The sequence below is a fragment of the Ideonella sp. genome (assembly GCF_041918995.1).
Lineage (GTDB): Bacteria > Pseudomonadota > Gammaproteobacteria > Burkholderiales > Burkholderiaceae_C > Ideonella.
The window spans coordinates 108,353-133,204 of the sequence record NZ_JAYRUN010000003.1; the positions used below are offsets into that span (position 1 = coordinate 108,353).

25 protein-coding genes are annotated in these 24,852 nt (G+C 68.7%); 23 read left to right on the plus strand and 2 right to left on the minus strand.

Annotated features, from left to right (window positions below):
* Positions 1-191 precede the first annotated feature (191 nt).
* The 16 genes from rpsB (at position 192) to ACE3UN_RS03665 (ending at position 15,354) form a co-directional block, all read left to right on the plus strand.
* A complete protein-coding gene (gene rpsB / locus ACE3UN_RS03590; protein WP_374673542.1) occupies positions 192-938 on the plus strand; it encodes a 30S ribosomal protein S2 in 747 nt (248 codons plus the stop codon).
* 172 nt (positions 939-1,110) lie between these two features.
* Complete coding sequence (gene tsf / locus ACE3UN_RS03595; RefSeq protein WP_374673543.1) at positions 1,111-2,007, plus strand: translation elongation factor Ts; 897 nt, start codon at positions 1,111-1,113, stop codon at positions 2,005-2,007.
* A 96-nt stretch (positions 2,008-2,103) separates the two neighbouring features.
* Complete coding sequence (gene pyrH, locus ACE3UN_RS03600; RefSeq protein WP_374673544.1) at positions 2,104-2,814, plus strand: UMP kinase; 711 nt, start codon at positions 2,104-2,106, stop codon at positions 2,812-2,814.
* A gap of 16 nt (positions 2,815-2,830) precedes the next feature.
* Complete coding sequence (gene frr / locus ACE3UN_RS03605; RefSeq protein ID WP_374673545.1) at positions 2,831-3,391, plus strand: ribosome recycling factor; 561 nt, start codon at positions 2,831-2,833, stop codon at positions 3,389-3,391.
* Positions 3,392-3,396: 5 nt separating this feature from the next.
* Positions 3,397-4,161, plus strand: coding sequence for a polyprenyl diphosphate synthase (uppS, locus tag ACE3UN_RS03610; RefSeq protein WP_374673546.1), 765 nt, complete (start codon positions 3,397-3,399; stop codon positions 4,159-4,161).
* 7 nt (positions 4,162-4,168) lie between these two features.
* The gene (locus tag ACE3UN_RS03615) at positions 4,169-5,005 is read left to right on the plus strand and encodes a phosphatidate cytidylyltransferase (protein WP_374673547.1); all 837 of its coding nucleotides are present in this window, start codon (positions 4,169-4,171) and stop codon (positions 5,003-5,005) included.
* A 49-nt stretch (positions 5,006-5,054) separates the two neighbouring features.
* The gene (gene ispC, locus ACE3UN_RS03620) at positions 5,055-6,239 is read left to right on the plus strand and encodes a 1-deoxy-D-xylulose-5-phosphate reductoisomerase (protein WP_374673548.1); all 1,185 of its coding nucleotides are present in this window, start codon (positions 5,055-5,057) and stop codon (positions 6,237-6,239) included.
* A gap of 10 nt (positions 6,240-6,249) precedes the next feature.
* A complete protein-coding gene (gene rseP / locus ACE3UN_RS03625; protein ID WP_374673549.1) occupies positions 6,250-7,617 on the plus strand; it encodes an RIP metalloprotease RseP in 1,368 nt (455 codons plus the stop codon).
* A gap of 62 nt (positions 7,618-7,679) precedes the next feature.
* Entirely contained in the window at positions 7,680-9,974 is a 2,295-nt protein-coding gene (bamA, locus tag ACE3UN_RS03630) for an outer membrane protein assembly factor BamA (RefSeq protein WP_374673550.1), read from the plus strand.
* A gap of 2 nt (positions 9,975-9,976) precedes the next feature.
* Positions 9,977-10,483, plus strand: a complete 507-nt coding sequence (locus tag ACE3UN_RS03635; RefSeq protein ID WP_374673686.1) for an OmpH family outer membrane protein — start codon at positions 9,977-9,979, stop codon at positions 10,481-10,483.
* On the plus strand, positions 10,480-11,517 hold the full coding sequence (lpxD, locus tag ACE3UN_RS03640; protein WP_374673551.1) for a UDP-3-O-(3-hydroxymyristoyl)glucosamine N-acyltransferase: 1,038 nt from the start codon (positions 10,480-10,482) through the stop codon (positions 11,515-11,517). The genes ACE3UN_RS03635 and lpxD overlap by 4 nt, the downstream gene beginning before the upstream one ends.
* The gene (fabZ, locus tag ACE3UN_RS03645; protein ID WP_374673552.1) at positions 11,514-11,969 is read left to right on the plus strand and encodes a 3-hydroxyacyl-ACP dehydratase FabZ; all 456 of its coding nucleotides are present in this window, start codon (positions 11,514-11,516) and stop codon (positions 11,967-11,969) included. The genes lpxD and fabZ overlap by 4 nt, the downstream gene beginning before the upstream one ends.
* 23 nt (positions 11,970-11,992) lie before the next feature.
* Positions 11,993-12,781 (plus strand): acyl-ACP--UDP-N-acetylglucosamine O-acyltransferase, encoded by a 789-nt coding sequence (gene lpxA / locus ACE3UN_RS03650; protein ID WP_374673553.1) that lies wholly within the window; start codon positions 11,993-11,995, stop codon positions 12,779-12,781.
* 11 nt (positions 12,782-12,792) lie between these two features.
* Positions 12,793-13,941 carry a lipid-A-disaccharide synthase gene (gene lpxB, locus ACE3UN_RS03655; protein WP_374673554.1) on the plus strand — a complete coding sequence of 383 codons (1,149 nt, stop codon included), beginning with the start codon at positions 12,793-12,795 and terminating at the stop codon, positions 13,939-13,941.
* Positions 13,913-14,542 (plus strand): ribonuclease HII, encoded by a 630-nt coding sequence (gene rnhB / locus ACE3UN_RS03660; RefSeq protein ID WP_374673555.1) that lies wholly within the window; start codon positions 13,913-13,915, stop codon positions 14,540-14,542. The genes lpxB and rnhB overlap by 29 nt, the downstream gene beginning before the upstream one ends.
* Positions 14,539-15,354 carry a TrmH family RNA methyltransferase gene (locus ACE3UN_RS03665; RefSeq protein WP_374673556.1) on the plus strand — a complete coding sequence of 272 codons (816 nt, stop codon included), beginning with the start codon at positions 14,539-14,541 and terminating at the stop codon, positions 15,352-15,354. The genes rnhB and ACE3UN_RS03665 overlap by 4 nt, the downstream gene beginning before the upstream one ends.
* Here the strand turns inward: ACE3UN_RS03665 and ACE3UN_RS03670 are convergent.
* Positions 15,348-16,172 (minus strand): pyruvate, water dikinase regulatory protein, encoded by an 825-nt coding sequence (locus tag ACE3UN_RS03670; protein WP_374673557.1) that lies wholly within the window; start codon positions 16,170-16,172, stop codon positions 15,348-15,350. The two genes, ACE3UN_RS03665 and ACE3UN_RS03670, sit on opposite strands and share 7 nt — an antisense overlap.
* Before the next feature lie 226 nt (positions 16,173-16,398).
* On the opposite strand from ACE3UN_RS03670, the gene ppsA reads away from it, so the two are divergent.
* The 7 genes from ppsA (at position 16,399) to ACE3UN_RS03705 (ending at position 23,140) form a co-directional block, all read left to right on the plus strand.
* Positions 16,399-18,798, plus strand: coding sequence for a phosphoenolpyruvate synthase (gene ppsA, locus ACE3UN_RS03675; protein WP_374673558.1), 2,400 nt, complete (start codon positions 16,399-16,401; stop codon positions 18,796-18,798).
* A 132-nt stretch (positions 18,799-18,930) separates the two neighbouring features.
* Complete coding sequence (gene rpsF, locus ACE3UN_RS03680) at positions 18,931-19,293, plus strand: 30S ribosomal protein S6 (RefSeq protein ID WP_374673559.1); 363 nt, start codon at positions 18,931-18,933, stop codon at positions 19,291-19,293.
* 37 nt (positions 19,294-19,330) lie between these two features.
* Positions 19,331-19,639, plus strand: coding sequence for a primosomal replication protein N (gene priB, locus ACE3UN_RS03685; RefSeq protein WP_374673560.1), 309 nt, complete (start codon positions 19,331-19,333; stop codon positions 19,637-19,639).
* Between the two features lie 30 nt (positions 19,640-19,669).
* Positions 19,670-19,954, plus strand: a complete 285-nt coding sequence (rpsR, locus tag ACE3UN_RS03690) for a 30S ribosomal protein S18 (protein ID WP_374673561.1) — start codon at positions 19,670-19,672, stop codon at positions 19,952-19,954.
* 15 nt (positions 19,955-19,969) lie between these two features.
* The gene (rplI, locus tag ACE3UN_RS03695; protein WP_374673562.1) at positions 19,970-20,422 is read left to right on the plus strand and encodes a 50S ribosomal protein L9; all 453 of its coding nucleotides are present in this window, start codon (positions 19,970-19,972) and stop codon (positions 20,420-20,422) included.
* A 112-nt stretch (positions 20,423-20,534) separates the two neighbouring features.
* A complete protein-coding gene (gene dnaB, locus ACE3UN_RS03700; RefSeq protein WP_374673563.1) occupies positions 20,535-21,950 on the plus strand; it encodes a replicative DNA helicase in 1,416 nt (471 codons plus the stop codon).
* A gap of 77 nt (positions 21,951-22,027) precedes the next feature.
* Entirely contained in the window at positions 22,028-23,140 is a 1,113-nt protein-coding gene (locus ACE3UN_RS03705; RefSeq protein ID WP_374673564.1) for a PA0069 family radical SAM protein, read from the plus strand.
* Here the strand turns inward: ACE3UN_RS03705 and ACE3UN_RS03710 are convergent.
* Positions 23,137-24,852, minus strand: a complete 1,716-nt coding sequence (locus ACE3UN_RS03710; protein ID WP_374673565.1) for a response regulator — start codon at positions 24,850-24,852, stop codon at positions 23,137-23,139. The two genes, ACE3UN_RS03705 and ACE3UN_RS03710, sit on opposite strands and share 4 nt — an antisense overlap.

Sequence of the window (24,852 nt, forward strand, 5' to 3'; positions counted from 1 at the left end):
GGTGAACCACCGTGACCGTCCCGCCAGACCCGGCTTTTCGGCGTCTGTCGGGTTCTCGGGGACACCCTCTGAAGCTCGCGAACCCGGCAATACAAGGTGTCGCGGCTCGCGGTTGCTGCAGGCTATGTTGCCAGTGGCAACCGGTGCTGCGATGTGTGCCGGGATTCTAGATCCAACCTTTGGAGTTCCCCATGCCCGTGTCGATGCGTGAAATGCTGGAAGCCGGCGTCCATTTCGGACACCAGACCCGCTTCTGGAATCCCAAGATGGCCCCCTTCATCTACGGCCATCGCAACAAGATCCACATCATCAACCTGGAGAAGACGCTTCCCAAGTTCGAGGAAGCGCTCAAGTTCGCGCGCCAGCTGTCGTCCAAGCGCGGCAACATCCTCTTCGTGGGCACCAAGCGCCAGGCGCGTGAAGTCGTGGCCATGGAAGCCCAGCGCGCCGGCATGCCCTTCGTCGACCAGCGCTGGCTCGGCGGCATGCTGACCAACTTCAAGACGGTCAAGGGCTCGCTGAAGAAGCTGAAGGACATGCAGGCGCAGAAGGACTCCGGCGCCGAGATGCGCATCAAGAAGGAAGCGCTGCTGTTCGACCGCGAACTGGCCAAGCTGGAGAAGGACATCGGCGGCATCCAGGACATGAACGCGCTGCCCGATGCCCTGTTCGTGATCGACGTGGGCTTCCACAAGATCGCCGTGGCCGAAGCCCAGAAGCTGGGCATCCCGGTGATCGGCGTCGTGGACACGAACCACTCGCCTGACGGCGTGGACTACGTCATCCCCGGCAACGACGACTCGGCCAAGGCCGTGGCGCTGTACGCCCGTGCGATGGCCGATGCCGTCCTCGAAGGCAAGGCCAACGCCGCCAGCGACCTGGTGCAGGCCGTGACGGCCGACGGCGACGAGTTCGTCGAGGTCAACGAGAACGCCTGACGGGCCCCACGCCCGGGCGCGTGTCACTCACGCGCCGGCGACCAGGAGGGGCTGTCACAGCCCCTTTTTTCGTACCCCCTTCATTCGCCCCTTTCATGCCCCGGGCGCCTGCCCGCAGGGGAACTTCCGGCGTCGGGCCCGGCCTGACGCCCACAGCAACGGAGAGATCAAGATGCCTGCTATTACCGCCAGCATGGTGGCCGAACTGCGCGCCAAGACCGACGCCCCGATGATGGAGTGCAAGAAGGCGCTGACCGAAGCCGACGGCGACATGGCCCGCGCGGAGGAGATCCTGCGCGTCAAGCTGGGCAGCAAGGCGGGCAAGGCCGCTTCGCGCGTCACGGCCGAGGGTGTGGTGTCCGCCTCGGTGGCCGGCGCCACCGGCGCGCTGCTGGAGGTCAACTGCGAGACCGATTTCGTCTCCAAGAACGACTCCTTCCTGGCTTTCACCAAGTCCTGCGCGCAGCTGGTGGCCGAGCAGAACCCGGCCGACATCGCCGCGCTGTCCGCCCTGCCGCTGTCGCAGGACGGCTTCGGCCCCACCGTCGAGGACGTGCGCAAGGGCCTGATCGGCAAGATCGGCGAGAACATGGCGATTCGCCGGTTCAAGCGCTACGCCGGCGGCGGCAAGCTCGCCAGCTACCTGCACGGCACCCGCATCGGCGTGGTCGTGGAGTACGACGGTGACGATGTCGCGGCCAAGGACGTGGCCATGCACATCGCCGCCATGAAGCCGGCTGCGCTGTCGGGTGCCGACGTGCCCGCCGAGCTGGTGGAGAAGGAGCGCAAGATCGCTGCCGAGAAGGCGGCCGAATCCGGCAAGCCGGCCGAGATCGTCGCCAAGATGGTCGAGGGCTCGGTGCAGAAGTTCCTGAAGGAAGTCTCCCTGCTGGACCAGGTCTTCGTGAAGGCTGCCGACGGCAAGCAGACCGTCGGCCAGATGCTGAAGGACAAGGCCACCACCTTGAAGGGCTTCACCCTGTACGTGGTCGGCGAAGGCATCGAGAAGAAGGTGGACGACTTCGCTGCCGAGGTGGCCGCCCAGGTCGCCGCCGCGAAGGGCCAGTAAGCCCCCGCCCCCCTGTGCGCGGCGGCCTGTGATCCAGGCTGCCGCGTACACTTGAACGATTCACGAGATCACTGCCAGACCGTGGGAGAGCCCTGCATGCCGGCGTACCGACGCATCCTGTTGAAACTGTCCGGTGAAGCCCTCATGGGCGACGATGCCTACGGCATCAACCGCGCCACCATCGTGCGCATGGTCCGGGAGATCCAGGAAGTGACGCAGCTGGGCTGCGAGGTCGCCGTGGTCATCGGAGGCGGCAACATCTTCCGCGGCGTGGCGGGCGGCTCCGTAGGCATGGACCGTGCCACGGCCGACTACATGGGCATGCTGGCCACCGTGATGAACTCGCTGGCGCTGGCCGACACCATGCGCCAGGAGGGCATGACCGCGCGTGTCATGTCCGCCATCAGCATCGAGCAGGTGGTCGAGCCGTATGTGCGGCCCAAGGCGCTGCAGTACATGGAAGAAGGCAAGGTCGTGGTCTTCGCGGCCGGCACGGGCAACCCCTTCTTCACCACCGACACGGCCGCGGCATTGCGTGGTGCCGAGATCGGTGCCGAGGTGGTGCTCAAGGCCACCAAGGTGGATGGCGTCTACACGGCCGATCCGGCCAAGGACCCGACCGCCACGCGCTACGCCAACATCACCTTCGACGAGGCCATCGCCCGCAACCTGCAGGTGATGGATGCGACCGCGTTCGCGCTGTGCCGCGACCAGAAGCTGCCCATCAAGGTGTTCTCGATCTTCAAGCCGGGCGCCCTGAAGCGGGTGGTCCAGGGCGAAGACGAGGGCACCCTGGTGCATGTGTGAGGAGAGTGGACCCATCATGACGATTGCAGACATCAAGAAGACGGCCGAGGCCAAGATGGCCAAGTCCATCGAGGCACTGAAGAACGACCTGCAGAAGGTGCGCACCGGCCGCGCGCACCCGGGCATCCTGGACCAGGTGCACGTGGAGTACTACGGATCGATGGTGCCCATCAGCCAGGTGGCCAACGTGAGCCTGCTCGACGCTCGCACGATCAGCGTGCAGCCCTGGGAAAAGGGCATGGGCGGCAAGATCGAGAAGGCCATCCGCGAGTCGGACCTCGGCCTGAACCCCTCGTCGCAGGGCGACCTGATCCGCGTGCCCATGCCCGCGCTCACCGAGGAGCGCCGCAAGGAGCTGACCAAGGTGGTGCGGCACGAAGGCGAGAACGCCAAGGTCGCCGTGCGCAACCTGCGCCGTGACGCGAACGAGCACCTGAAGAAGCTGCTGAAGGACAAGGAAGTCTCCGAGGACGACGAGCGTCGTGCGCAGGACGACGTCCAGAAGCTGACGGACCGCACCGTCGCCGAGATTGACAAGCTGGTGCAGGCCAAGGAAGCCGACATCCTCGCGGTCTGAAGACCATGGCCGCCGATTCCACCGCCCTGCCGCCCGCGAGCGCCGCAGGCGTCCCGCGTCACGTGGCCATCGTGATGGACGGCAACGGACGCTGGGCACGTCGGCGGTTCATGCCGCGGATCTTCGGCCACAAGTACGGCATGGAGACGGTGGTGCGCGTCATCGACGAGTGCACGCGTCGCGGGGTGGAGTTCCTCACCATCTACGCCTTCTCCTCCGAGAACTGGAAGCGGCCGGACGAGGAAGTCTCCGGCCTCATGAACCTGGTGCTCGTGGGCGTCTCCAAGTACCTGGCCCGGCTGGCCGGCAACGGCGTGCGCATCCGCGTCGCCGGCGACCGTTCGGCGGTCTCCGACCGCGTGCGGCAGGCCTGGAACGAGGCGGAGGAGTGCACCCGCGACAACACCGGTCTGACCGTCACCGTCGCGTTCAACTATGGTGGACGGTGGGACATCGTCCAGGCATGCAAGCGTGCGATCGCCGACGGCGTGACGGCCGACCAGCTCACCGAAGGCGTGCTGAGCCGCCACATGGCGCTGGCCTATGCACCGGACCCTGACCTGTTCATCCGGACCGGCGGCGAGGTGCGGGTGAGCAACTTCCTGCTTTGGCAGATCGCCTACGCTGAGCTCTATTTCACCGACTGCCTCTGGCCCGATTTCGACGCCGCCGAGCTGGACAAGGCGTTCGCCGCCTATGCGTCACGCGAGCGGCGTTTCGGGGCCGTGCCCGCCGCCGCGCCGGCGTCGTCCCAGCCGGCGTCGGCCTGACACCGCCATGCTGCTGCAGCGCGTCCTGACGGCGGTGCTCCTGGTGGCGGTCCTGCTGCCGGCCCTGCTGGCCGACCATGTGCTGCCCTTCGCCGTCTTGACGCTGGTGATGCTGGCTGCCGCGGGCTGGGAGTGGGCACGCCTGAACGGTTGGGGCGGCGGCCGGGCGCTGCTGCTCGGCGGTGCGGTCGCGGTGACCTGCGGTGCCGGCTGGTGGGCGGGCTGGGCCGACGCTGCGCCCATGTGGCTGTGGTGGTCCGCGGTCCTGGCGTGGGTGCTGGGCGGCGGGGTGGCGCTGCGCGGCGGCCCTGCAGCGTGGCCGCATCTGCCTCAAGGCATGCGACTGGCCCTGGGCTGGCTCATCCTGTGCGTGGCGTGGCTGGCGCTGGCAGCGGCCAAGCAGCGCGGCGTCGGCTTCGTCCTGTCGGCCCTGTGTGTCGTTTGGGCGGCCGACATCGCGGCCTACTTCGGCGGCCGTCAGTTCGGGCGACGCAAGCTCGCGCCGTCCATCAGCCCCGGCAAGAGCTGGGAGGGCGTGTGGTCCGGCATGGTGGGCGTGGGTCTCCTGGCGGCAGCCTGGCTGGCCGCCGAGGCGAGCTGGCCGATGCTCGGCCCCAGCGTGTTTTCCCGGCTCCTGGCCACCGTCGGGCCGTTGGGCCTCGCGGCCGCCGTGGTGCTGCTGTGCGGCCTCAGCGTCATGGGTGACCTGCTGGAATCGCTGGCCAAGCGGGCGGTGGGTGCGAAGGATTCCAGCCGACTGCTGCCGGGACACGGTGGCGTGCTGGACCGGGTGGACGCGCTGCTACCGGTGCTGCCCGCCGTGATGGCGCTGGCGTCCGGCTGACGCCCGTGCGCTCGCTGGCGTCCGCCCTCATTACTTGAAGCCCTTCTCGATGCGACAGCGTCTCTGCATTCTCGGCTCCACCGGGTCCATCGGCGGCAACACCCTCGACGTGGCGGCACGCCACCCCGACCGCTACGAGGTGGTGGCACTGACCGGCCACCAGCGCGTCGACGAGATGCTGGCGCAATGCCTTCGGTGGCGCCCGCGTTTCGCGGCCATGGCCGATGCCACGGCCAGCCAGCTGCTCGCCGAACGCCTGCGGGCGGCGGGCAGCCGCACCGAGGTGCTGGACGGGGACGACGCGCTGGTGCAGCTCGCTGCCCACCCCGAGGTGGACACGGTCATGGCGGCCATCGTCGGCGCGGCAGGGCTCGGTCCCTGTCTGGCGGCGGCCAGGGCCGGCAAGCGCCTGCTGCTGGCCAACAAGGAAGCGCTGGTGGTGGGCGGTGCGCAGTTGATGTCCGCCGTGGTGGAGGGCGGGGCCACCCTGCTGCCCATCGACAGCGAGCACTCCGCCATCTTCCAGTGCCTGCCCGAGGACCGCGCCACCTGGTCGCAGCGCATCGACCACATCGTACTGACGGCGTCCGGGGGGCCGTTCCGTCAGCGGGATCCCGCGACCCTTGGCGACGTGACGCCGGACCAGGCGTGTGCGCACCCCAACTGGGTGATGGGGCGCAAGATCTCCGTGGACTCCGCGACCATGATGAACAAGGCGCTGGAGATCATCGAGGCGCGATGGCTGTTCGACCTGGCGCCCGAGCAGATCCAGGTGGTCATCCACCCCCAGAGCATCATCCACTCGATGGTGGTGTGCCGGGACCAGTCCGTGCTGGCGCAGCTGGGCACGCCCGACATGCGGGTGCCCATCGCCTACGGCCTGTCCTTTCCCGAGCGCATCGCCTCGGGTGCGGAGAGGCTCGACTTCCTTCGCCTGGGTGCCCTGACTTTCGAGGAGCCCCGGCCGGACCGCTTCCCCGGGCTGTTCCTCGCCTGGGACGCGCTGCGTGGCCCGCATGGCAGCACGGCGGTGCTCAATGCGGCCAACGAAGAGGCGGTGGCCGCCTTCCTCGACCGCCGCATCCGGTTCGACCACATCCACCGCGTGAATGCCGAGACCTTGCATGCGGTGGCGCCGCAGGTGGGCGTGGATGCGCCGGTGGAGGCGCTGCTGGAGCTGGACCATCGCGCCCGCGTGCAGGCGCGGGCGGTGATCGCCGGCCTGGCGGCCTGAGGGGCAGCGCATGTTCACCGTGCTGGGCTTTCTGCTCACGCTCGGCGTGCTGATCGTGGTGCACGAGTACGGCCACTACCGCGTCGCCCGATGGTGTGGCGTGCGCGTGCTGCGGTTCTCGGTCGGATTCGGCCCTGTGCTCTGGCGTCGTCAGCGCAGCCACGCGCACACCGAGTTCACCCTGTCGGCGGTGCCGCTGGGCGGCTATGTGCGCATGCTCGACCAGCGTGAGGCCCCGGTGCCTCCGCACGAGCAGTCGCAGGCCTTCGACACCCAGCCGGTCTGGCGGCGGGCCGCCATCGTCGCAGCCGGCCCCTCGGTGAACCTGCTGCTGGCGGTGGTCCTCTACGCGGCCGCCCACCTGGTGGGCACGCAGGAGCCCGCCCCGGTGTTGTCGTCGCCGGCGCCCGGCACGCTCGCGGCGGCGGCCGGTCTGCGCCCCGGCGACTGGGTGGAGGCGGTGTCCGTGCCGGGGTCGGACGAATGGCGCGACATCGCCTCGCTCACCGAGCTACGCTGGATCGTGACCCAGGCCGTGCTCGACGGCGAGGACCTGCGCCTGCGCCTGAGCGAAGGCTCGGGGGTGCATCGGCACGAGGCAGTGCTCGCCTTGTCCACGCTGGAGGCCGGCGAGGTCGACGACGCAGTGGTGCGGCGCATCGGTCTGGGACCGGCCTTCATGCCGCCCGTCATCGGTGAGCCGGCGGCGGACGGCCCGGCGGCCCGCGCGGGGCTGCGAGAGGGCGACGAGGTGCTCTCCATCGACGGCCAGCCCGTGGCGGACACCGTCGCCCTGCTGGAGCGCGTACGCGGCTATGCCGATGCCTCGGCCGGCCCGATGCACTGGGTGGTGGAGCGCGGCGGTTCGCGTCTCGAGCTCGCCGTGCAGCCGCGTCTGGTGCACGACGCGGGTCGGCGAATGGGGCGCATCGATGCACCCGTGGGCGGCGGCGCTCGCATGGTGACCGTGCAGCTCGACCCGCTGGCGGCGCTCACGCGCGGTGCCCAACGCACCGTCGAGATGGCCACGCTGAGCGTGCGCATGCTCGGTCGCATGGTGACGGGCGAAGCCTCGCTGCGGAACTTGAGCGGCCCCTTGACGATCGGTGACTATGCCGGCCAGGCGATCCAGCGCGGCCCGTCCTACTACCTGGCCTTCCTTGCCATGGTCAGCGTCAGCCTGGGTGTCCTGAACCTGCTGCCGCTGCCGATGCTCGATGGCGGACACCTGATGTATTATCTTTTCGAGGGCGTGACCGGTCGTCCGGTCTCGGATCTGTGGCACAAATGGCTGCAGCGCGGCGGGGCCTTCCTCCTCCTGCTGATGATGACCATCGCCCTCTCCAACGATGTGGCCCGTCTCCTGGGCCTGCAGTGACACTCCCGATGCCTGTTTCCCATGCCTTGACCTCGTTGCGTCCGGCCGTTGCCTGTGTGGCCATGGCCGTCGCCGCGATGGCCGCCACCTCGGCGCACGCCGTCGAGCCGTTCACCATCGGTGACATCCGCATCGAAGGCCTGCAGCGCGGAGACCCGGGCAGCGTCTTTGCTGCCTTGCCGTTTCGCGTGGGCGACGAGTACAACGACGACAAGGGTGCCGCGGCACTGCGGGCGCTGTTCGCCACGGGCCTGTTCAAGGACGTGCGCATCGACATCGCGAACCGGGTCGTCGTGGTCGTGGTCGAGGAGCGGGCCCTCATCGCCTCGGTGAACTTCATCGGCCTGCGCGAGTTCGACAAGGACACGCTGGCCAAGGCGCTGAAGGACAACGGCATCTCCGAGGGCCAGCCGTACGACAAGGCGGTCATCGACCGCGCCGAGCAGGAGATCAAGCGGCAGTACCTCACGCGCAGCCTGTACGGCGCGGAGGTCGTCACCACGGCCACCCCCATCGAACGCAATCGCGTCAACATCACCTTCACTGTCTCCGAGGGTGAGGTGGCCAGGATCCGCGAGATCCGCATCGAGGGCGCCAAGGCATTCAGCGAGTCCAGCCTGCTGGACATGATGGACCTGACGACGGGCGGCTGGCTGACCTGGTACACGAAGTCCGACCGCTATGCACGCGCGAAGCTGAATGCCGACCTGGAGCGGATCCGGGCGCATTACCTGAACCGCGGCTACCTCGAGTTCGACGTCAAGTCGACCCAGGTCACCATCTCGCCCGACAAGCAGGAGATCTCGATCAACGTGGTGATCGACGAAGGCCAGCCCTTCACGGTCACCGCGGTGCGCCTCGAGGGTCAGTTTCTCGGCCGCGAAGAGGACTTCAGGCAGCGGGTGCGCATCCGCCCCGGTGAGCCCTACCGTGGAGACGACGTGACGGCGACCGCGCGCGCCTTCTCCGACCTGTACGGCGCCTACGGCTATGCGTTCGCCCGGGTGGAGCCGCGCACGGAGATCGACCGCAGGAACGGGCAGGTCGTGGTGGTGCTGCAGGGCCAGCCGGGGCAGCGCGTGAACGTGCGGCGCGTCAACATTGCCGGCAACACGGTGACCCGCGACGAGGTCATCCGGCGCGAGTTCCGCCAGTTCGAATCCGCCTGGTACGACAGCGCCAAGATCAAGCTCTCCCGTGACCGCGTGGAGCGTCTCGGCTTCTTCGACGAAGTGACCGTGGACACCCAGGAGGTGCCCGGTTCACCCGACCAGGTGGACCTGCTGCTGACCGTGAAGGAAAAGCAGACCGGCAGCCTGCAGCTGGCGGCGGGCTACTCCTCGGCGGGCCTGTCCTTCTCGGGCGCCATCCGCAAGGAAAACGTCTTCGGCACCGGCAACTACCTCGGCCTGGAAGTCAACACCAGCCGCCTCAGCCGCAACCTGGTGGTGAGCACGGTCGACCCCTACTTCACGGACGACGGCGTCTCGCGCGCGGTGGACGTGTACTACCGTACGTCCAAGCCCCTGAACAGCCTGGCCGAGTCGTACCAGCTGGCCACGCCCGGCATGTCTGTCCGCTTCGGTGTGCCGTTCACCGAGTACGACACGGTGTTCTTTGGCGTCGGCATCGAGCAGACGATCATCGGCAGCACGATCGGCGTGCCCAACAGCTACTTCACGTTCGTGGAGACCTTCGGCAACCATGCGATCAGCGTGCCATTGACCGTGGGCTGGGCACGCGAGGAGCGCGACAACGTGCTGGTGCCGACCAAGGGGCGCTACCAGCGCATCAACCTCGACTTCAGCGTGGCGGGCGACGTGCACTACGCGCGCCTGAACGCCCAGTACCAGCAGTACTTCAGCGTCACCAACAAGCTCACGCTGGGCATCAACGGTGAAGTGGGCCTGGGCTACGGTCTGGGCGGCAAGCCCTATCCGCTGTTCAAGAACTTCTACGGGGGCGGCCTGGGTTCGGTGCGGGTGTTCGAGCAAGGCTCGTTCGGGGGTGTGGACATCACCGGCGCGTACGATGGCGGCTCCAAGAAGCTGAATCTCAACTCCGAGCTCTACTTCCCGGTGCCCGGCTCCGGCAACGACAAATCGCTGCGCATCTTCGCGTTCGCCGACGCCGGCAATGTCTGGCGGGATTTCAACCAGAACAACTACACGCGCAATGAGCGTGACCGCGAGCGCGGCCAGGCGGGCACGCTCGAAGACCTGCGGGCGTCGGCGGGCATCGGCCTGAGCTGGATCTCGCCCGTCGGCCCGCTGAAGCTGAGCTACGGCACGCCCTTGCGCTCCTTCAGCGGCGATAAAATCCAGCGCTTCCAGTTTCAGATCGGAACGGCCTTTTGATGATGAAGTCGCTTAGCACCTCCTTCCTCGCCGCGGCGGTCCTCAGTCTCTCGGCTGCCGGCCTGAGCGCCCAGGAGCTGAAGATCGGCTACGTGAACAGCGAGCGCGTGCTGCGCGAGGCTGCGCCAGCCCGCGCCGCCCAGGCCAAGCTGGAAGCCGAGTTCAAGAAGCGCGAGACCGAACTGGCCGATCAGGGCTCCCGCCTTCGTGCGGCCATGGAGAAGCTGGAGAAGGAAGGCCCGACGCTGGCCGAGGCGGAACGCAGCCGCCGCCAGCGCGACCTGGCCGACCAGGACCGCGATTTCCAGCGCAAGCGCCGCGAGCTGCTGGAGGACCTCAACCAGCGCAAGAGCGAAGAGCTGGCCGCGGTGGTCGAGCGCGCCAACCGGGTGATCAAGCAGATCTTCGAGCAGGAGAAGTACGACCTCATCCTGCAGGAGGTCGTGTTCGCCGGGCCCCGCGTCGACATCACCAAGAAGGTGATCGACGCGCTCAACGCCGCCAAGTGAATGGCGGCCTGACGGCGGCCGACATCGCCGCCGCCATTGGCGGCGAAGTGCGCGGCGACGCAGGCCGTGCGGTGGTACGCATCGGCGCGCTCGAACACGCCGATGGCGATACGGTGAGTTTTCTCGCCCAGCCTCGACTGCGTCCATTGCTTCAATCCAGCGCAGCGGGCACGGTGATCGTGCGTGCCGACGATGCCGACCAGGTGGTGGTCCGTGGCCACACCGCGCTGGTCGTCGCCGACCCTTACCGTGCCTATGCGGCGCTCACCCGGTGGTGGGTGGCCCGCGAGCGGCCGCCCGAGCCGGCGGGCGTGCATCCGTCGGCCTACGTGGCGCCAGGTGTGCGCATGGCCCCTGGCGTGAGCATCGGCCCGTTTGCGGTGGTCGAAGCGGGTGCAGTGCTGGCCGCCCAGGTGCGCGTGGCTGCCCACGCCATCGTGGGCGAAGGGGTGCAGCTCGGTGAGGCGTCGTGCGTGCATGCGCGTGCCACCCTGGGTCGCGGGTGCCGGGTGGGTGCCCGTGCCGTGCTGCACAGCGGCTGTGTCATCGGCGCCGACGGCTTCGGGTTCGCTCCGCACCAGGGCCGGTGGGAGAAGATCGAGCAGCTGGGCGCCGTCTGGATCGGCGACGACGTCGAGATCGGAGCCAACACCTGTGTCGACCGCGGCGCGCTCGACGACACGGTGATCGAAGACGGCGTCAAGCTGGACAACCTCATTCAGATCGCCCACAACGTGCGCATCGGCGCCCACACGGCCATGGCCGGTTGCGTGGGCGTGGCGGGCAGTGCACGCATCGGCCGGCACTGCACCTTCGGCGGTGCGGCCATGATCCTCGGCCACCTGGAAATTGGCGACCACGTCCATATTTCGGCGGCCAGTGTGGTGATGAGTTCCATCACGAAGCCGGGACAGTACAGCGGCGTGTTCCCGATCGACGAAAATGGCAACTGGGAGAAGAACGCGGCGACGCTGCGTCAGTTGCACCAACTGCGGCACCGTTTGCGTGCGCTGGAGAAGAAGAGCTCAACATGACAGTGATGGACATCCACCAGATCCTCCGGCGGCTGCCGCACCGCTACCCGATGCTGCTGGTCGACCGGGTGGTCGAGCTGGAGAAGAACGTGCGCATCCTCGCGGTGAAGAACGTGACGATCAACGAGCCGTTCTTCAATGGCCACTTCCCCCATCGGCCCGTCATGCCCGGCGTGCTCATCCTCGAGGCCATGGCCCAGTCGGCGGCATTGCTGTCGTTCGCCTCGGCCGAGATCGACCCGGGCGACGACACCGTGGTGTACTTCGCCGGCATCGACGCCGCCCGCTTCAAGCGGCCGGTGGAGCCGGGTGACCAGCTCATGATCGAGGCCAGCATCGACCGCGTGCGCGCCGGGATCCACAAGTACAAGGCGCGCGCCACCGTGAACGGCGAGATGGCTGCCGAGGCCGAGCTCATGTGCACCATGCGCAAGGTGGGCGCCAACGGCTGACCAGGGTCGCCCGTCAACTTCCCATGGCCCAGATCCACCCGACCGCCATCGTCGACCCCGCGGCCGAGATCGACGCGCAGGTCACCATCGGCCCGTATGCGGTCATCGGCCCGCAGGTGCGCATCGGTGCGGGCACCACCGTGGGGCCGCACACGGTCATCGAGGGCCGCACGACCATCGGCCGCGACAACCGCATCTTCCAGTTCGCCTCCATCGGTGCGGTGTCGCAGGACATGAGCTACGGTGGCGAACCCACGCAGCTGGTGATCGGCGACCGCAACACCATCCGCGAGTTCTGCACGCTCAACCTTGGCACCATGAAGGAGGAGGGCGTCACGCGGATCGGGTCGGACAACTGGATCATGGCGTACGTGCATGTGGCACACGACGTGGTCCTGGGCGACCACACCGTGCTGGCCAACAACGCGACGCTGGCGGGGCACGTGCGCGTGGGGGACTGGGCCGTGATCGGCGGCCTGTCCGGCGTGCACCAGTTCGTGCACATCGGTGCCCACGCGATGATCGGGTTCCAGGCCCATGTGGCGCAGGATGTGCCGCCGTTCATGACGGCCGATGGGCATCCACTGGCCCTGCGCGCGGTGAACCTCACCGGACTGAAGCGACGTGGGTTCACGCCTGAACGCCTGGCGCTGATCCGCCGGATGCACAAGCTGCTGTACCGCGACGGACTCACGCTCGAGGCCGCCGTGGCCGCCATCGGCGCCCTGCGGGGCAGCGTGCCGGGTGGCGATGCCGACATCGACACCTTGCTGGCCTTCCTGGCCAGCGCCCAGCGCGGCATCGTCCGCTGAGGGAGGTGGACGTGGCAACGACCACCGCGCCGCAACTGGCCCTGGTGGCCGGCGAAGCCTCGGGCGACCTGCTGGCCAGCCTGCTGCTGCGCGGCCTGCGCGAACGGTGGCCCGGCGCACGCTCCGTGGGCATCGGTGGCCCCCGCATGGCTGCCGAAGGCTTCGAGGCCTGGTGGCCGAGCGAGAAACTCTCCGTCTTCGGCTATGTGGACGCGCTGCGCCACTACCGTGAGCTGGTCGGGATCCGCAACGCCTTGCGCGACCGCCTGCTGGACGAGCGGCCGGACGTGTTCATCGGCGTGGACGCGCCGGACTTCAATTTCGGGCTGGAGACGGCGCTGCGGGCAGGCGGCATCCGCACCGTCCACTTCGTGTGCCCGTCCATCTGGGCGTGGCGGGGTGAGCGCGTCAAGAAGCTCGCCGCAGCCGCGGACCACGTGCTGTGCCTGTTCCCCTTCGAGCCTGCGTTGCTGGCGTCGCACGGCGTGTCGGCCAGCTTCGTCGGCCATCCGCTGGCCGACACCATTCCTCTCGACCCGCCGCGGGCCCCGGCCCGCGCCGCCCTGGGCCTATCCGCTGGCGACACGGTGGTGGCGCTTCTGCCGGGCAGCCGCCGCAGCGAGATCCGGCACATCGCGCCGTCCATGCTGCAGGCAGCCACACGCATGGCGCGGCAGCGCCCCGGGCTGCGCTTCGTGCTGCCCGTGGCACCCGGCTTGGGCCCCCTGGTGGAGCCGCTGGTGGCGGCGCATGCTGCCGGGGTCGGCGTGCAGCTCGTCGATGGACGCTCGCATGAGGTGCTCGCCGCCTGCGACGTGACCCTGATCGCGAGCGGCACGGCCACGCTGGAGGCGGCGCTGTTCAAGCGGCCCATGGTCATCACCTACCGGCTCCATTGGCTCAACTGGCTGTACATGCGGCGTCGTGCCTACCAGCCGTGGTTCGGCCTGCCCAACATCCTGTCGCGTGAGTTCATCGTGCCGGAGCTGATGCAGGATGCGGCCACGCCCGAGGCGCTGGCCCGTGAGGCGCTGGCCTGGCTGGACGATGCGTCCCGGCGCGAGGCGCTGGGGCGCCGCCTGACCGACATCCATCTGAGCCTGCGTCAGGACACGGCGCGGAAGGCGGGCGATGCGATCGCGCAAGTCCTCGGTGCCTGAGCAGATCCGCCTGGTCTTCGACACGCCCGGCCTGGTCGCCGGCGTGGACGAGGCCGGCCGCGGGCCGCTCGCCGGCCCCGTGGTGGCAGCGGCCGTCATCCTCGATGACCTCAAGCCAATCCGCGGGCTGAAGGACTCCAAGGTGCTCAGCGAGAAGCGACGCGAGGCGCTCTATGACGAGATCCGTGCCAAGGCGCTCTGCTGCAGCATCGCCGAGGCCACCGTGGACGAGATCGACACGCTGAACATCCTGCAGGCCACCCTGCTGGCCATGCGCCGCGCCGTGGAGGGGCTGCGGCTGCCGCCGGGCAAGGTGCTGGTCGATGGCAACCGGCTTCCGGTGCTGCGCGTGCCGGCGGAAGCCATCGTCCAGGGCGACGCGCGCGTGCAGGCCATTTCGGCCGCCTCCATCCTGGCCAAGGTGCATCGCGACCGGCTGTGCGCCGAGCTCCACACGGCGCATCCGCAGTACGGCTTTGCGGCCCACAAGGGCTATCCCACCCCCGACCACCTGCTGGCGCTGCGCACGCACGGTGCGTCCCCGGTCCACCGCCGCAGCTTCGCGCCCGTGCGCCTGGCGCTGGGGGAGTGCGTCGAATGAGCGCCGCCGCCGGGCCGGTTCCCGAGCTTCTCACTGCGCGCGACAACCCGCTGCTGCAGCGCATCCGCCGCCTCACGGCCGACCCCGGTGCCTACCGCCGGCAGGGGGCCGTGTGGCTGGAAGGGGACCACCTGGTCGGTGCGGCGCTGGCCCGTGGCGTCGCCCTGGACACGCTGGTCGTCAGCCAGGGCGCCTGGCAGGACCGACTGGCGCCGTGGCAGGGCTGGGCCACGCGTGCACGGCGCGCCGTGCAGGTGCCGGATGCGCTCTTCGCCAGTGTCAGCGGCTTGGATTCTCCCGGCCGGCTGGGCGCACTCATCGAGCGCCCCCCCGCGCCGCCCGTCGACCCGGCAGCCGGCGCGGTGGTGCTGGACCGGTTGCAGGACGCGGGCAACGTCGGCAGCATCCTGCGCAGCGCGGCCGCCTTCGGTGTGCCCCAGGTCATCGCCCTCAAGGGCACGGCGGCGCTGTGGTCGGCCAAGGTGCTGCGTGCCGGCATGGGGGCGCACTTCGCCCTGCGCCTCATCGAGGCCGTGGACGCCGACGCGCTCGATGTCCTGCAGGTGCCGCTGCTGGCCACCAGTCCGCATGGCGGCCTCCTCCTGGGCGAGTCGCCGCTGCCGCGGCCCTGCGCCTGGGTGCTCGGCCACGAGGGGCAGGGCGTGTCGCCGGCCCTGATGGCGCGGTGCGCCCATGCGGTGCGCATTCCTCAGCCGGGGGGCGAGGAGTCCCTCAATGTGGCGGCGGCCGCGGCGGTGTGCCTGTTTGCCGGGCTGGCGCTGGGCGCTGCACCGGGCCAGGCGGCTCAGTAGATCAGCCGGTCGGGGCGGATGTCCCGCAGGATGGTGGTGGCGATCTCCTCGATGGACTTGTGCGTCGAGCTCAGCCAGGAGATGTCGCTTCGCTTCATCATCTGCTCGGCCGCGTGCACCTCGTAGCGGCAGTTCTCGATGGATGCGTACTTGCTGTCCGGGCGCCGCTCGTGCCGGATCTGCGCCAGCCGGTCCGGGTCGATCGTCAGCCCGAAGCACTTGCGCTTGTGCGGCGCCAGCGAGGTGGGCAGGTGGCCGCGCTCGAAGTCCTCGGGGATGAGCGGGTAGTTGGCCGCCTTGATGCCGTGCTGCATGGCGAGGTAGAGCGACGTGGGCGTCTTGCCGCTGCGGCTCACCCCCACCAGGATCACGTCGGCCGCCTCGAGGTTCTTGGCCGACTGGCCGTCGTCGTGGGCCAGCGAGAAGTTGATCGCCTCGATGCGGTCGTTGTACTCCTGGCTCTTCGCCGCATCGGAGAAGCGCCCAACCCGGTGGTTCGACTTGATGCCGAACTCGCGCTCCAGGGGCTCGACGAACGCGGCGAACATGTCCATCACCATGCCCCTGCAACCGTCGCCGGTGAGGATGCGTCGGATGTCCTCGTTGGCCAGGGTGATGAACACGATAGGCCGCCGGCCCTCGGCGTCGGCGATCGAGTTGATCTCCGACACGACCTTGTCGGCCTTGTCGGCCGAATCGATGAACGGGCGACGGATGTGGCGGGGCCTGGCCGAGAACTGGGCCAGGATGGAGTTGCCGAAAGTCTCGGCGGTGATGCCGGTGCCATCGGAGACGAAGAAGACGGTGCGGTTGGGCATGCAGGACTCGCGGTGGTTTCAGCCGGGTTTCAGCGATGATAGGCAATCCCTCCGTAGAATTCGCCCCCATTGACGTGCTCCTTGGCCCGGCCCTGTGGCCGGGCGGCTTGCCGCGCATGCGACCCTGCAGCCTCGAAGAACAACGCCAACGCGCTGCAGCGTGGTCCGCCGGTGTGAGCCATTGGGTGGCATGGCGCCAGGTTTTTTGTCATCAAGGAGCTTTCCCATGTCATCCAGCCCCCTGGCGGCCGCCCTGGTCGCCCCGTTCGAGCAGCTGAGAATGTCGGATGTCGAGGTGGTCGGCGGCAAGAACGCCAGCCTCGGCGAAATGATCAGCCAGCTCGCCGCCTCGGGCGTTCGCGTGCCCGGCGGCTTCGCCACCACGGCGCATGCCTTCCGCGAGTTTCTCGCCCACGGTGGGCTCACCGACCGCATCAACCAGCGCCTCGCCGCGCTGGACACGGACGACGTGCGGGCCCTGGCCGAAGCAGGCAACGAGATCCGGCAGTGGGTGACCGAGGCGCCGTTCCCGCCCGCGCTCGAGCAGGCCGTGCGCGCCGAGTACGCCCGTGTGGCCGGTGATGCGCCGGACGCCACCTGGGCGGTGCGCTCGTCGGCCACGGCCGAGGACCTCCCGGACGCCTCGTTCGCGGGCCAGCAGGAGACCTTCCTCAACGTGCATGGCATCGACGATGTGCTGCACAAGATGAAGGAGGTGTTCGCCTCCCTCTACAACGACCGCGCCATCAGCTACCGCGTGCACAAGGGCTTCGCCCACGCCGACGTGGCGCTGTCGGCCGGCGTGCAGCGCATGGTGCGCTCGGACATCGGCTCGGCCGGGGTCATGTTCACCATCGACACCGAGTCCGGCTTCAAGGACGTGGTGTTCATCACCTCCAGCTACGGCCTGGGCGAGACGGTCGTGCAGGGCGCGGTGAACCCCGACGAGTTCTACGTGCACAAGCCGGCGCTGGAGGCGGGCAACTTCCCCGTGATCCGCCGCAGCCTGGGCTCCAAGCTGATCCGCATGGAATTCGCCTCGGCCGAGGAGAAGGCCCTCAGCGGCAAGCTGGTGAAGACCGTCGACACGCCGCCGGAGCAGCGCAACCGCTACTCGCTCACCGACGACGACGTGGTGGAACTCGCCCGCTACGCGATGGTGATCGAGAAGCACTATGGCCGCCCGATGGACATCGAGTGGGGCAGGGACGGCGCGGACGGCAAGCTCTACATCCTGCAGGCACGGCCCGAGACGGTGCGCAGCCAGGCCGAGGGCCAGGTGGAGCACCGCTACAAGCTCAAGGGCCACTCCACGGTGCTGGCCGAAGGCCGTGCCATCGGCCAGAAGATCGGGACGGGGCCCGTGCGCCTCGTGCACTCGATCGCCGAGATGGACCGCGTCCAGCCGGGTGACGTGCTGGTCACCGACATGACCGACCCGAACTGGGAGCCGGTGATGAAGCGTGCCAGCGCCATCGTCACGAACCGCGGCGGCCGTACGTGCCACGCCGCCATCATCGCCCGCGAACTGGGCATCCCGGCGGTGGTGGGCTGCGGGGACGCGACCGAGAAGCTGACCGACGGCGCACTGGTCACCGTGGCCTGCTCCGAGGGCGACACCGGGCATGTCTACGACGGCCTGCTGGAGACCGAAGTCACCGAGGTGAGCCGCGGCGAGCTGCCGTACTGCCCGGTGAAGATCATGATGAACGTGGGCAACCCGCAGCTGGCGTTCAACTTCTCGCAGGTGCCCAACTCCGGCGTCGGGCTGGCCCGACTGGAGTTCATCATCAACAACAACATCGGGGTGCACCCGAAGGCGATCCTCGACTACCCCAACGTCGACCCCGACCTGAAGAAGGCGGTGGAATCCGTGGCCCGAGGCCACGCCAGCCCGCGGGCCTTCTACGTGGACAAGCTGGCCGAAGGGGTGGCCACGATCGCCGCCGCCTTCTGGCCCAAGCCGGTCATCGTGCGCCTGTCGGACTTCAAGTCCAACGAGTACAAGAAGCTCATCGGCGGCTCGCGCTACGAGCCGGACGAAGAGAACCCGATGCTGGGCTTCCGCGGGGCCTCGCGCTACATCAGCGGCGAGTTCAGCGATGCCTTCGGCATGGAGTGCGAGGCGCTCAAGCGCGTGCGCAACGAGATGGGCCTGACCAACGTGGAGATCATGGTGCCGTTCGTGCGCACCGTGCGCCAGGCCGAGCGGGTCAACCAGATGCTGGGGGAGCGCGGCCTCAAGCGCGGCCAGAACGGCCTGCGCCTGATCATGATGTGCGAGGTGCCCAGCAACGCGATCCTGGCCGAGGCCTTCCTGGAGCACTTCGACGGCATGTCGATCGGGTCGAACGACCTGACCCAGCTCACGCTGGGCCTGGACCGCGACTCCGGGCTGGAGCAGCTCGCCGACGACTTCGACGAACGCGATCCGGCGGTCAAGGCGCTGATCTCGCGCGCCATTGCGGCGTGCCGCGCCACGGGCAAGTATGTGGGCATCTGTGGCCAGGGGCCGAGCGACCACCCCGACTTCGCCGACTGGCTGGCCCAGGAGGGCATCGTGTCCATCTCGCTGAACCCGGATTCGGTGATCGAGACCTGGCAGCGCCTGGCCGCGGTGCGCTGAAGGCGCACCGCAACCCCGGCACACCCCGCCCCGGGCCGGGTGTGCCATAATGTTTGGCTTTCCCCTTGCCGCACCTGCACCGACGCGCGGGGCGGCTTCCCTCAGCCCTTGAGGAACCCACAAGGAGTGTTCATGCGTCACTATGAGATCGTTCTGCTGATCCATCCGGATCAAAGCGAACAGGTTCCGGCCATGCTGGAGCGCTACAAGACCCTGGTCACCAATGGCGGTGGCAAGGTGCATCGCGTCGAGGACTGGGGCCGCCGCCAGCTGGCCTACATGATCCAGAAGCTCGCCAAGGCGCACTACCTGTGCCTGAACATCGAGTGCTCGAAGGACGTGCTGACCGAGCTCGAGACCGGCTTCCGCTTCAACGATGCCGTGCTGCGCCACCTGACCGTCAAGGTCGACAAGGCCGAGACCGCGCCGTCGGTGATGATGCGCTCGGTCGAGAAGGAAGAGGCCCGCAAGGCCGCCCAGGAGACCGCTGCCTGAAGCCCGTCGGGTCGTCGCCCGCTGCCCGGCTGACGCCATGAACCGGCTGGTTCTGGCGGCCCAGGTGGTGGAACGCGGCGCGCTGCGCTACACGCCTGCCGGCCTGCCGGCCCTGGACCTGGTGCTCGACCACCGGTCCCAGGTGTCGGAAGACGGCCAGCCTCGCCAGGTGGCGATGCAACTCAAGGCGGTGGCGATCGGCGCGATCACCCGGCCGCTCGGCGCGCTGACGCTCGGATCCCCGGCCCAGTTTGCCGGCTTCCTGGCGGCCTCGCGCAACGGCCGCGGCCTCGTGTTCCACCTCACCGACGTGCACACCCCGGACGACCCCGCCGCACCTGTTTGAACACCGGATAGACAACTTTCAGAGGTCATCATGCCCCCGCCCAAGTCACGCTTTTCCAAGGACCGCCGTCCCAAGCGCAACCAGCAGTCGCTGCTGTTCCGCCGCAAGAAGTTCTGCCGCTTCACCGTCGCCGGCGTCGAGTCCATCGACTACAAGGACATCGACCTGCTGCGCGATTTCGTCGGTGAGAACGGCAAGATCACGCCGGCCCGCCTGACCGGCACGCGCGCCTTCTTCCAGCGTCAGCTGACCACCGCCATCAAGCGCTCGCGCTTCCTGGCGATGCTGCCGTACTCCGATCAACACAAGGTCTAAGAGGAGCACCGTCTCATGCAAGTCATCCTCCTGGACAAGGTGGCCAACCTCGGTAACCTCGGCGACATCGTCAAGGTAAAGGACGGCTACGCCCGCAACTTCCTGATCCCGACCAAGCGCGCCCGCCGCGCCACGGAAACGGCGATCAAGGAATTCGAGGCCCGCCGTGCCGAGCTCGAGAAGATCGCTGCCGACAAGCTGTCGGCCGCCCAGGCCATGGGCGAGAAGCTGGCTGGCATCACCGTGACGATCGCCCAGAAGGCGGGCGTTGACGGCCGCCTGTTCGGCTCGGTCACCAACCACGACGTCGCCGACGCCCTCGGCAAGTCCGGCTTCCAGATCGCCAAGGCCCAGGTGCGCATGCCGCACGGCCCGCTGAAGGCGGTCGGCGAGTTCCCGGTGAGCGTCGCGGCGCACACCGACGTGGTCGTGGAAATCACGGTGAAGGTCGTCGGCGAAACCGACTGATCATTCACGGTCTTCGCACCCAGCAGGGGCCGGCGTGAATCGCCGGCCCTTGTCGTTTCTGGGGCCGACGTTGTCCACCGCGTGACCCCATCTGATCCACAGGCTTGTCCACATGCCCACGGTCTTTGACGCCCCCGATCCCCGCTCCGAGCCGCGCGACGACGAGGTGGCACGGCTGCGCGTGCCGCCGCATTCCATCGAGGCCGAGCAGAGCGTGCTGGGCGGCCTGCTGCTGGACAACGGCGCCTGGGACCGGGCGGCCGACGTGCTCAGCGAGAGCGATTTCTACCGCTACGAGCATCGCCTGATCTTCGCCGCGGTGGGCGGCCTCATCAGCGCGTCCAAGCCGGCGGACGTGATCACCGTCTTCGAGCAGCTGCAGTCGCTGGGCAAGGCGGAGGAGTGCGGCGGTCTGGCGTACCTGAACGCGCTGGCGCAGAGCGTGCCGAGTGCAGCCAACCTGCGGCGCTATGCCGAGATCGTCCGCGAGCGCGCGGTGCTGCGCAAGCTCATCGCGGCCAGCGACGAGATCGCCACCCAGGCCTTCAATCCGCAGGGCCGGCAGGTCTCGCAGATCCTGGACGAGGCCGAGGGCAAGATCTTCAAGATCGGTGAGGAAGGTCAGCGCACCAAGCAGGGTTTCCAGAGCATGGACACCCTGGTGATGCAGCTGATCGACCGGGTGACGGAGCTGGCCGAGAACGGGGCCGAGGAAGTCACCGGCGTGCGCACCGGCTTCTTCGACATGGACCGGATGACCGCCGGCCTCCAAGGCGGGGACCTCATCATCCTGGCGGCCCGCCCGTCCATGGGCAAGACCGCCTTCGCGCTGAACATCGCGGAGAACGTCGCCGTGCAGGAGGGCCTGCCCGTGGTCGTGTTCTCCATGGAAATGGGTGCGTCGCAGCTGGCCCTGCGGATGGTGGGCTCGCTGGGCCGCATCGACCAGTCCGGCCTGCGCACCGGCCGGCTGCGCGACGACGACTGGGGCCGCCTCACCGAGGCGGTGGACAAGCTGTCCAAGGCGTCCATCTTCATCGACGAGACGCCGGCGCTGAACCCGGCCGAGCTGCGCGCCCGGGCGCGCCGGCAGGCGCGCCAGTGCGGCAAGCTGGGGCTGATCGTCATCGACTACCTCCAGCTGATGAGCGGCACGGGCAGCTCCAGCGGCGAGAACCGGGCCACCGAGATCAGCGAGATCTCGCGCGGCCTCAAGGCGCTGGCCAAGGAGCTGCATTGCCCGGTGATCGCGCTGTCGCAGCTCAACCGCTCGGTGGAGACGCGCACGGACAAGCGGCCCATGATGAGCGACCTGCGCGAATCGGGCGCCATCGAGCAGGACGCGGACGTGATCATGTTCATCTACCGCGACGACTACTACAACAAGGAGTCCAAGGAGCCGGGCGTCGCCGAGATCATCATCGGCAAGCAGCGTAATGGCCCGGTCGGCACGGTCAAGCTCACCTTCCTGAAGCCGCTGACCAAGTTCGACAACATGGCGCCGGACGCCTACGGTCAGGAATACTGACCCCGTGACCGCCCCCGGTGAAGGGGCGTCGGCGGGCCCCACTGGGCGGGCGGAACAATACTGTATATATTCACAGTATGCCTGCGCTGCCCCCTTCTGCCCAACCGGTCCATCTGCATGCGCCCAAGGGCCGTGGCACCGGCTGGGCCATCCAGCACCGCTTCGCCGCCCAGCGCCGCGAGGGTTTCGACGACGGTTGGGGGTCTCTGGCGCAGGAGGCCTCGGCCGATGTGCTGCCTCCCGCCACCGAGGTGATCGAGCAGCGGGTGAAGAGCATCCTCACCGGCAACGAATCACCCGACATCCCCTTCGACCTGTCGATCAACCCGTACCGCGGCTGCGAGCACGGTTGCATCTACTGCTTTGCCCGGCCCACGCACAGCTACCTGAACCTTTCCCCCGGGCTGGATTTCGAGACCCGGATCGTCGCCAAGGTGAATGCGGCCGAGCGGCTGCGCGCCGCGCTGATGGCCCCTGGCTATGAGCCCGTGCTGCTCAACCTGGGCTCCGCCACCGACGCCTACCAGCCGGTGGAACGGCGCCTGGGCATCACGCGCCGCGTCATCGAGGTGTTGCAGGAGTTCAAGCATCCGTTCTCGGTGATCACCAAGTCAGGCGGCATCGAGCGCGACCTGGACCTCATCGCGCCCATGGCGGCGCAGCGCCTGGCGGCGGCATATGTCTCGATCACCACGCTGGATCCGGCGCTGGCTCGCATCCTGGAACCGCGCGCGGCCTCTCCTCAGCGCCGACTGCAGACCGTGCAGCGGCTGGCGGACGCAGGCGTGCCGGTCGGCGTCAGCGTCTCGCCGGTGATCCCCTTCATCAACGAGCCCGAGATCGAGCGCATTCTGGAAGCCTCGGCCCAGGCGGGCGCGCGCAGCGCGTTCAGCATCGTGCTGCGGCTGCCGTGGGAGGTGAACCCGCTGTTCCAGCAGTGGTTGCAGGCGCACTTCCCAGATCGGGCGGCCCGCGTGATGGCGCGCCTGCGCGACATGCGCGGCGGCCGCGACAACGACGCCCGCTTCGGCCACCGAATGACGGGCGAGGGCGTCTGGGCGCAGCTGCTGCGGCAGCGGTTCGAGAAGGCCTGCGCGCGCCTGGGGCTGAACCGCGAGCGGGTGGAGCTCGACCTGACGCGCTTCGAGCGTCCCGGCGACCCGCTGCCCGTGCAGCAGAGCCTGTTCTAGGTGGTCGGTGCCGCCACGGCGGTGGCCAGGGCAGGGGCCTCGGTCGCTGCTGAGGGGGTGGCACTCTCCGCCGCGCCGGCCGCCTGCGCACGCAGCGCCAGTCCGCCCGATTGGCGTGTGCCGCTGGCGCCGCTGAGCGAGGGAGCCGCAGCCGATGCAAAACGACCGTAGAGCTCGTCGGCCAGCGACTGCAGCTCCGGCGCGTCGGGGATCTTCTCGGCATGGCGCTGCAGCACCATGCGCGCCATGTCGATGAGCTTGGTGTTCTGCGTCTTGCCGCCGTGGGTGAGCAAGGCCTTGACGGCGGCGCGCGGCTCGCCGTTCAGGCTGTGGTTCATGGCGGCCTCCGCCAGCGCCGTCACCTTGGCGTGCGCGCCGCGCACCTGCTCCGCGTACGGCGGGTGGACGCTCGCAGCCCGGCTGAGCAGCTCGGACAGGCTGCGCGAGACGCAGAAGCGCATGGCCACCGTGTCCACCCAGTGGGTCGCCTCCTCCAGCTGCAGCTCGGCGGCGGCGAGCTCGGACAGCAAGGTGAGGAAATTGAGCGCCGACTCGATGTCGAAACCGGGGGACTTGAGCTCGCCGGCCATCTGGCGCAGCGACTCCACCACGCGCCCGACCTGGCGGTTCTGCATGAGGCTCAGGGCCTCGATCAGCCAGACGAAGCGGCGCAGCCGCGTGCTCGCGGTGTTGCGCTCGTGGACGTGGCGCACGCTGTCCAGGCAGCGCTGCAGGCCCTTGCCGTCGCGGTCGCGAAAGCGCGAGAAGGCCAGCAGCACCATGGACTGCAGGTCGAACATCTTGGACGTGATGCCGATGCTGGCTGCCCGCTCCAGGGCGCGCCGCGCCTCGGCGTGCTCCCCCAGGTAGAAGGCCAGCATGCCCTGGCGCTGCAGCCGCTCGATGGAGCCGGGCGTCAGCTGGGTGGCCATGCGGTAGGTGTCCAGCGCCTCGGCCAGCGAGCCCTGTTCCACGTGCACGCGGCCCATCACGTCGTAGGCGTCGGCGTGGCTGGGGTCGTCGGAGATCAGCACCTCGAGCGTGCGACGCGCCTGTTGCAGGCGCCCGCCTTCGAGCTGTGACCGGGCGATGCCCAGCCGGGCCCAGGGCAGGGCCTGCGCGTCGATGACGGCTTGAAACAGCTTCTGGGCGGCATCGTGCTGGCCGATCCGCAGCAGCAGCTCCGCGCCGATGCGGGCGGCGTACAGCCAGTAGGGTGCGCGCGCCTGGAATCGCACGAGGCACAGCCGGGCGGCCTGGTCGAAGTCGCCGGCCTCGATGGCCGAGAAGATCTCCCGCAGCACCCGCTTGCGCTTGCGCGACTGCACCAGCCGCTCGGCCAGCGAGGACGCGGCGAAGGGCTTCAGCAGGTAGCTGTCCAGCGCCGACTCGGCGGCTTCGGCCACGGCGGTGTAGCTGGCCTCGCCGGTCACCATCACGAAGACGGTGGAGAACGGCAGCAGCTGCGCGCGCCGCAGGTCATCCAGCAACGACTGGCCGGAGGCCTTGTCGTCCTGGAAGTGCTGCTCGCACAGGACCAGGTCGAATTCGCGGGCCTCCAGATGCCGCCGGGCGTCCGCGATGCGGCCGCACTGGATGACGGTGCCGACCCCGAGGTCGCGCAGCTGGGCCGAAAGGATGCTGCGCGACGTCGGGTGGCCGTCGATGATCAGCGCCTTGCACGGGGAGAAGTCGTGGTCGGCGAAGGTCAT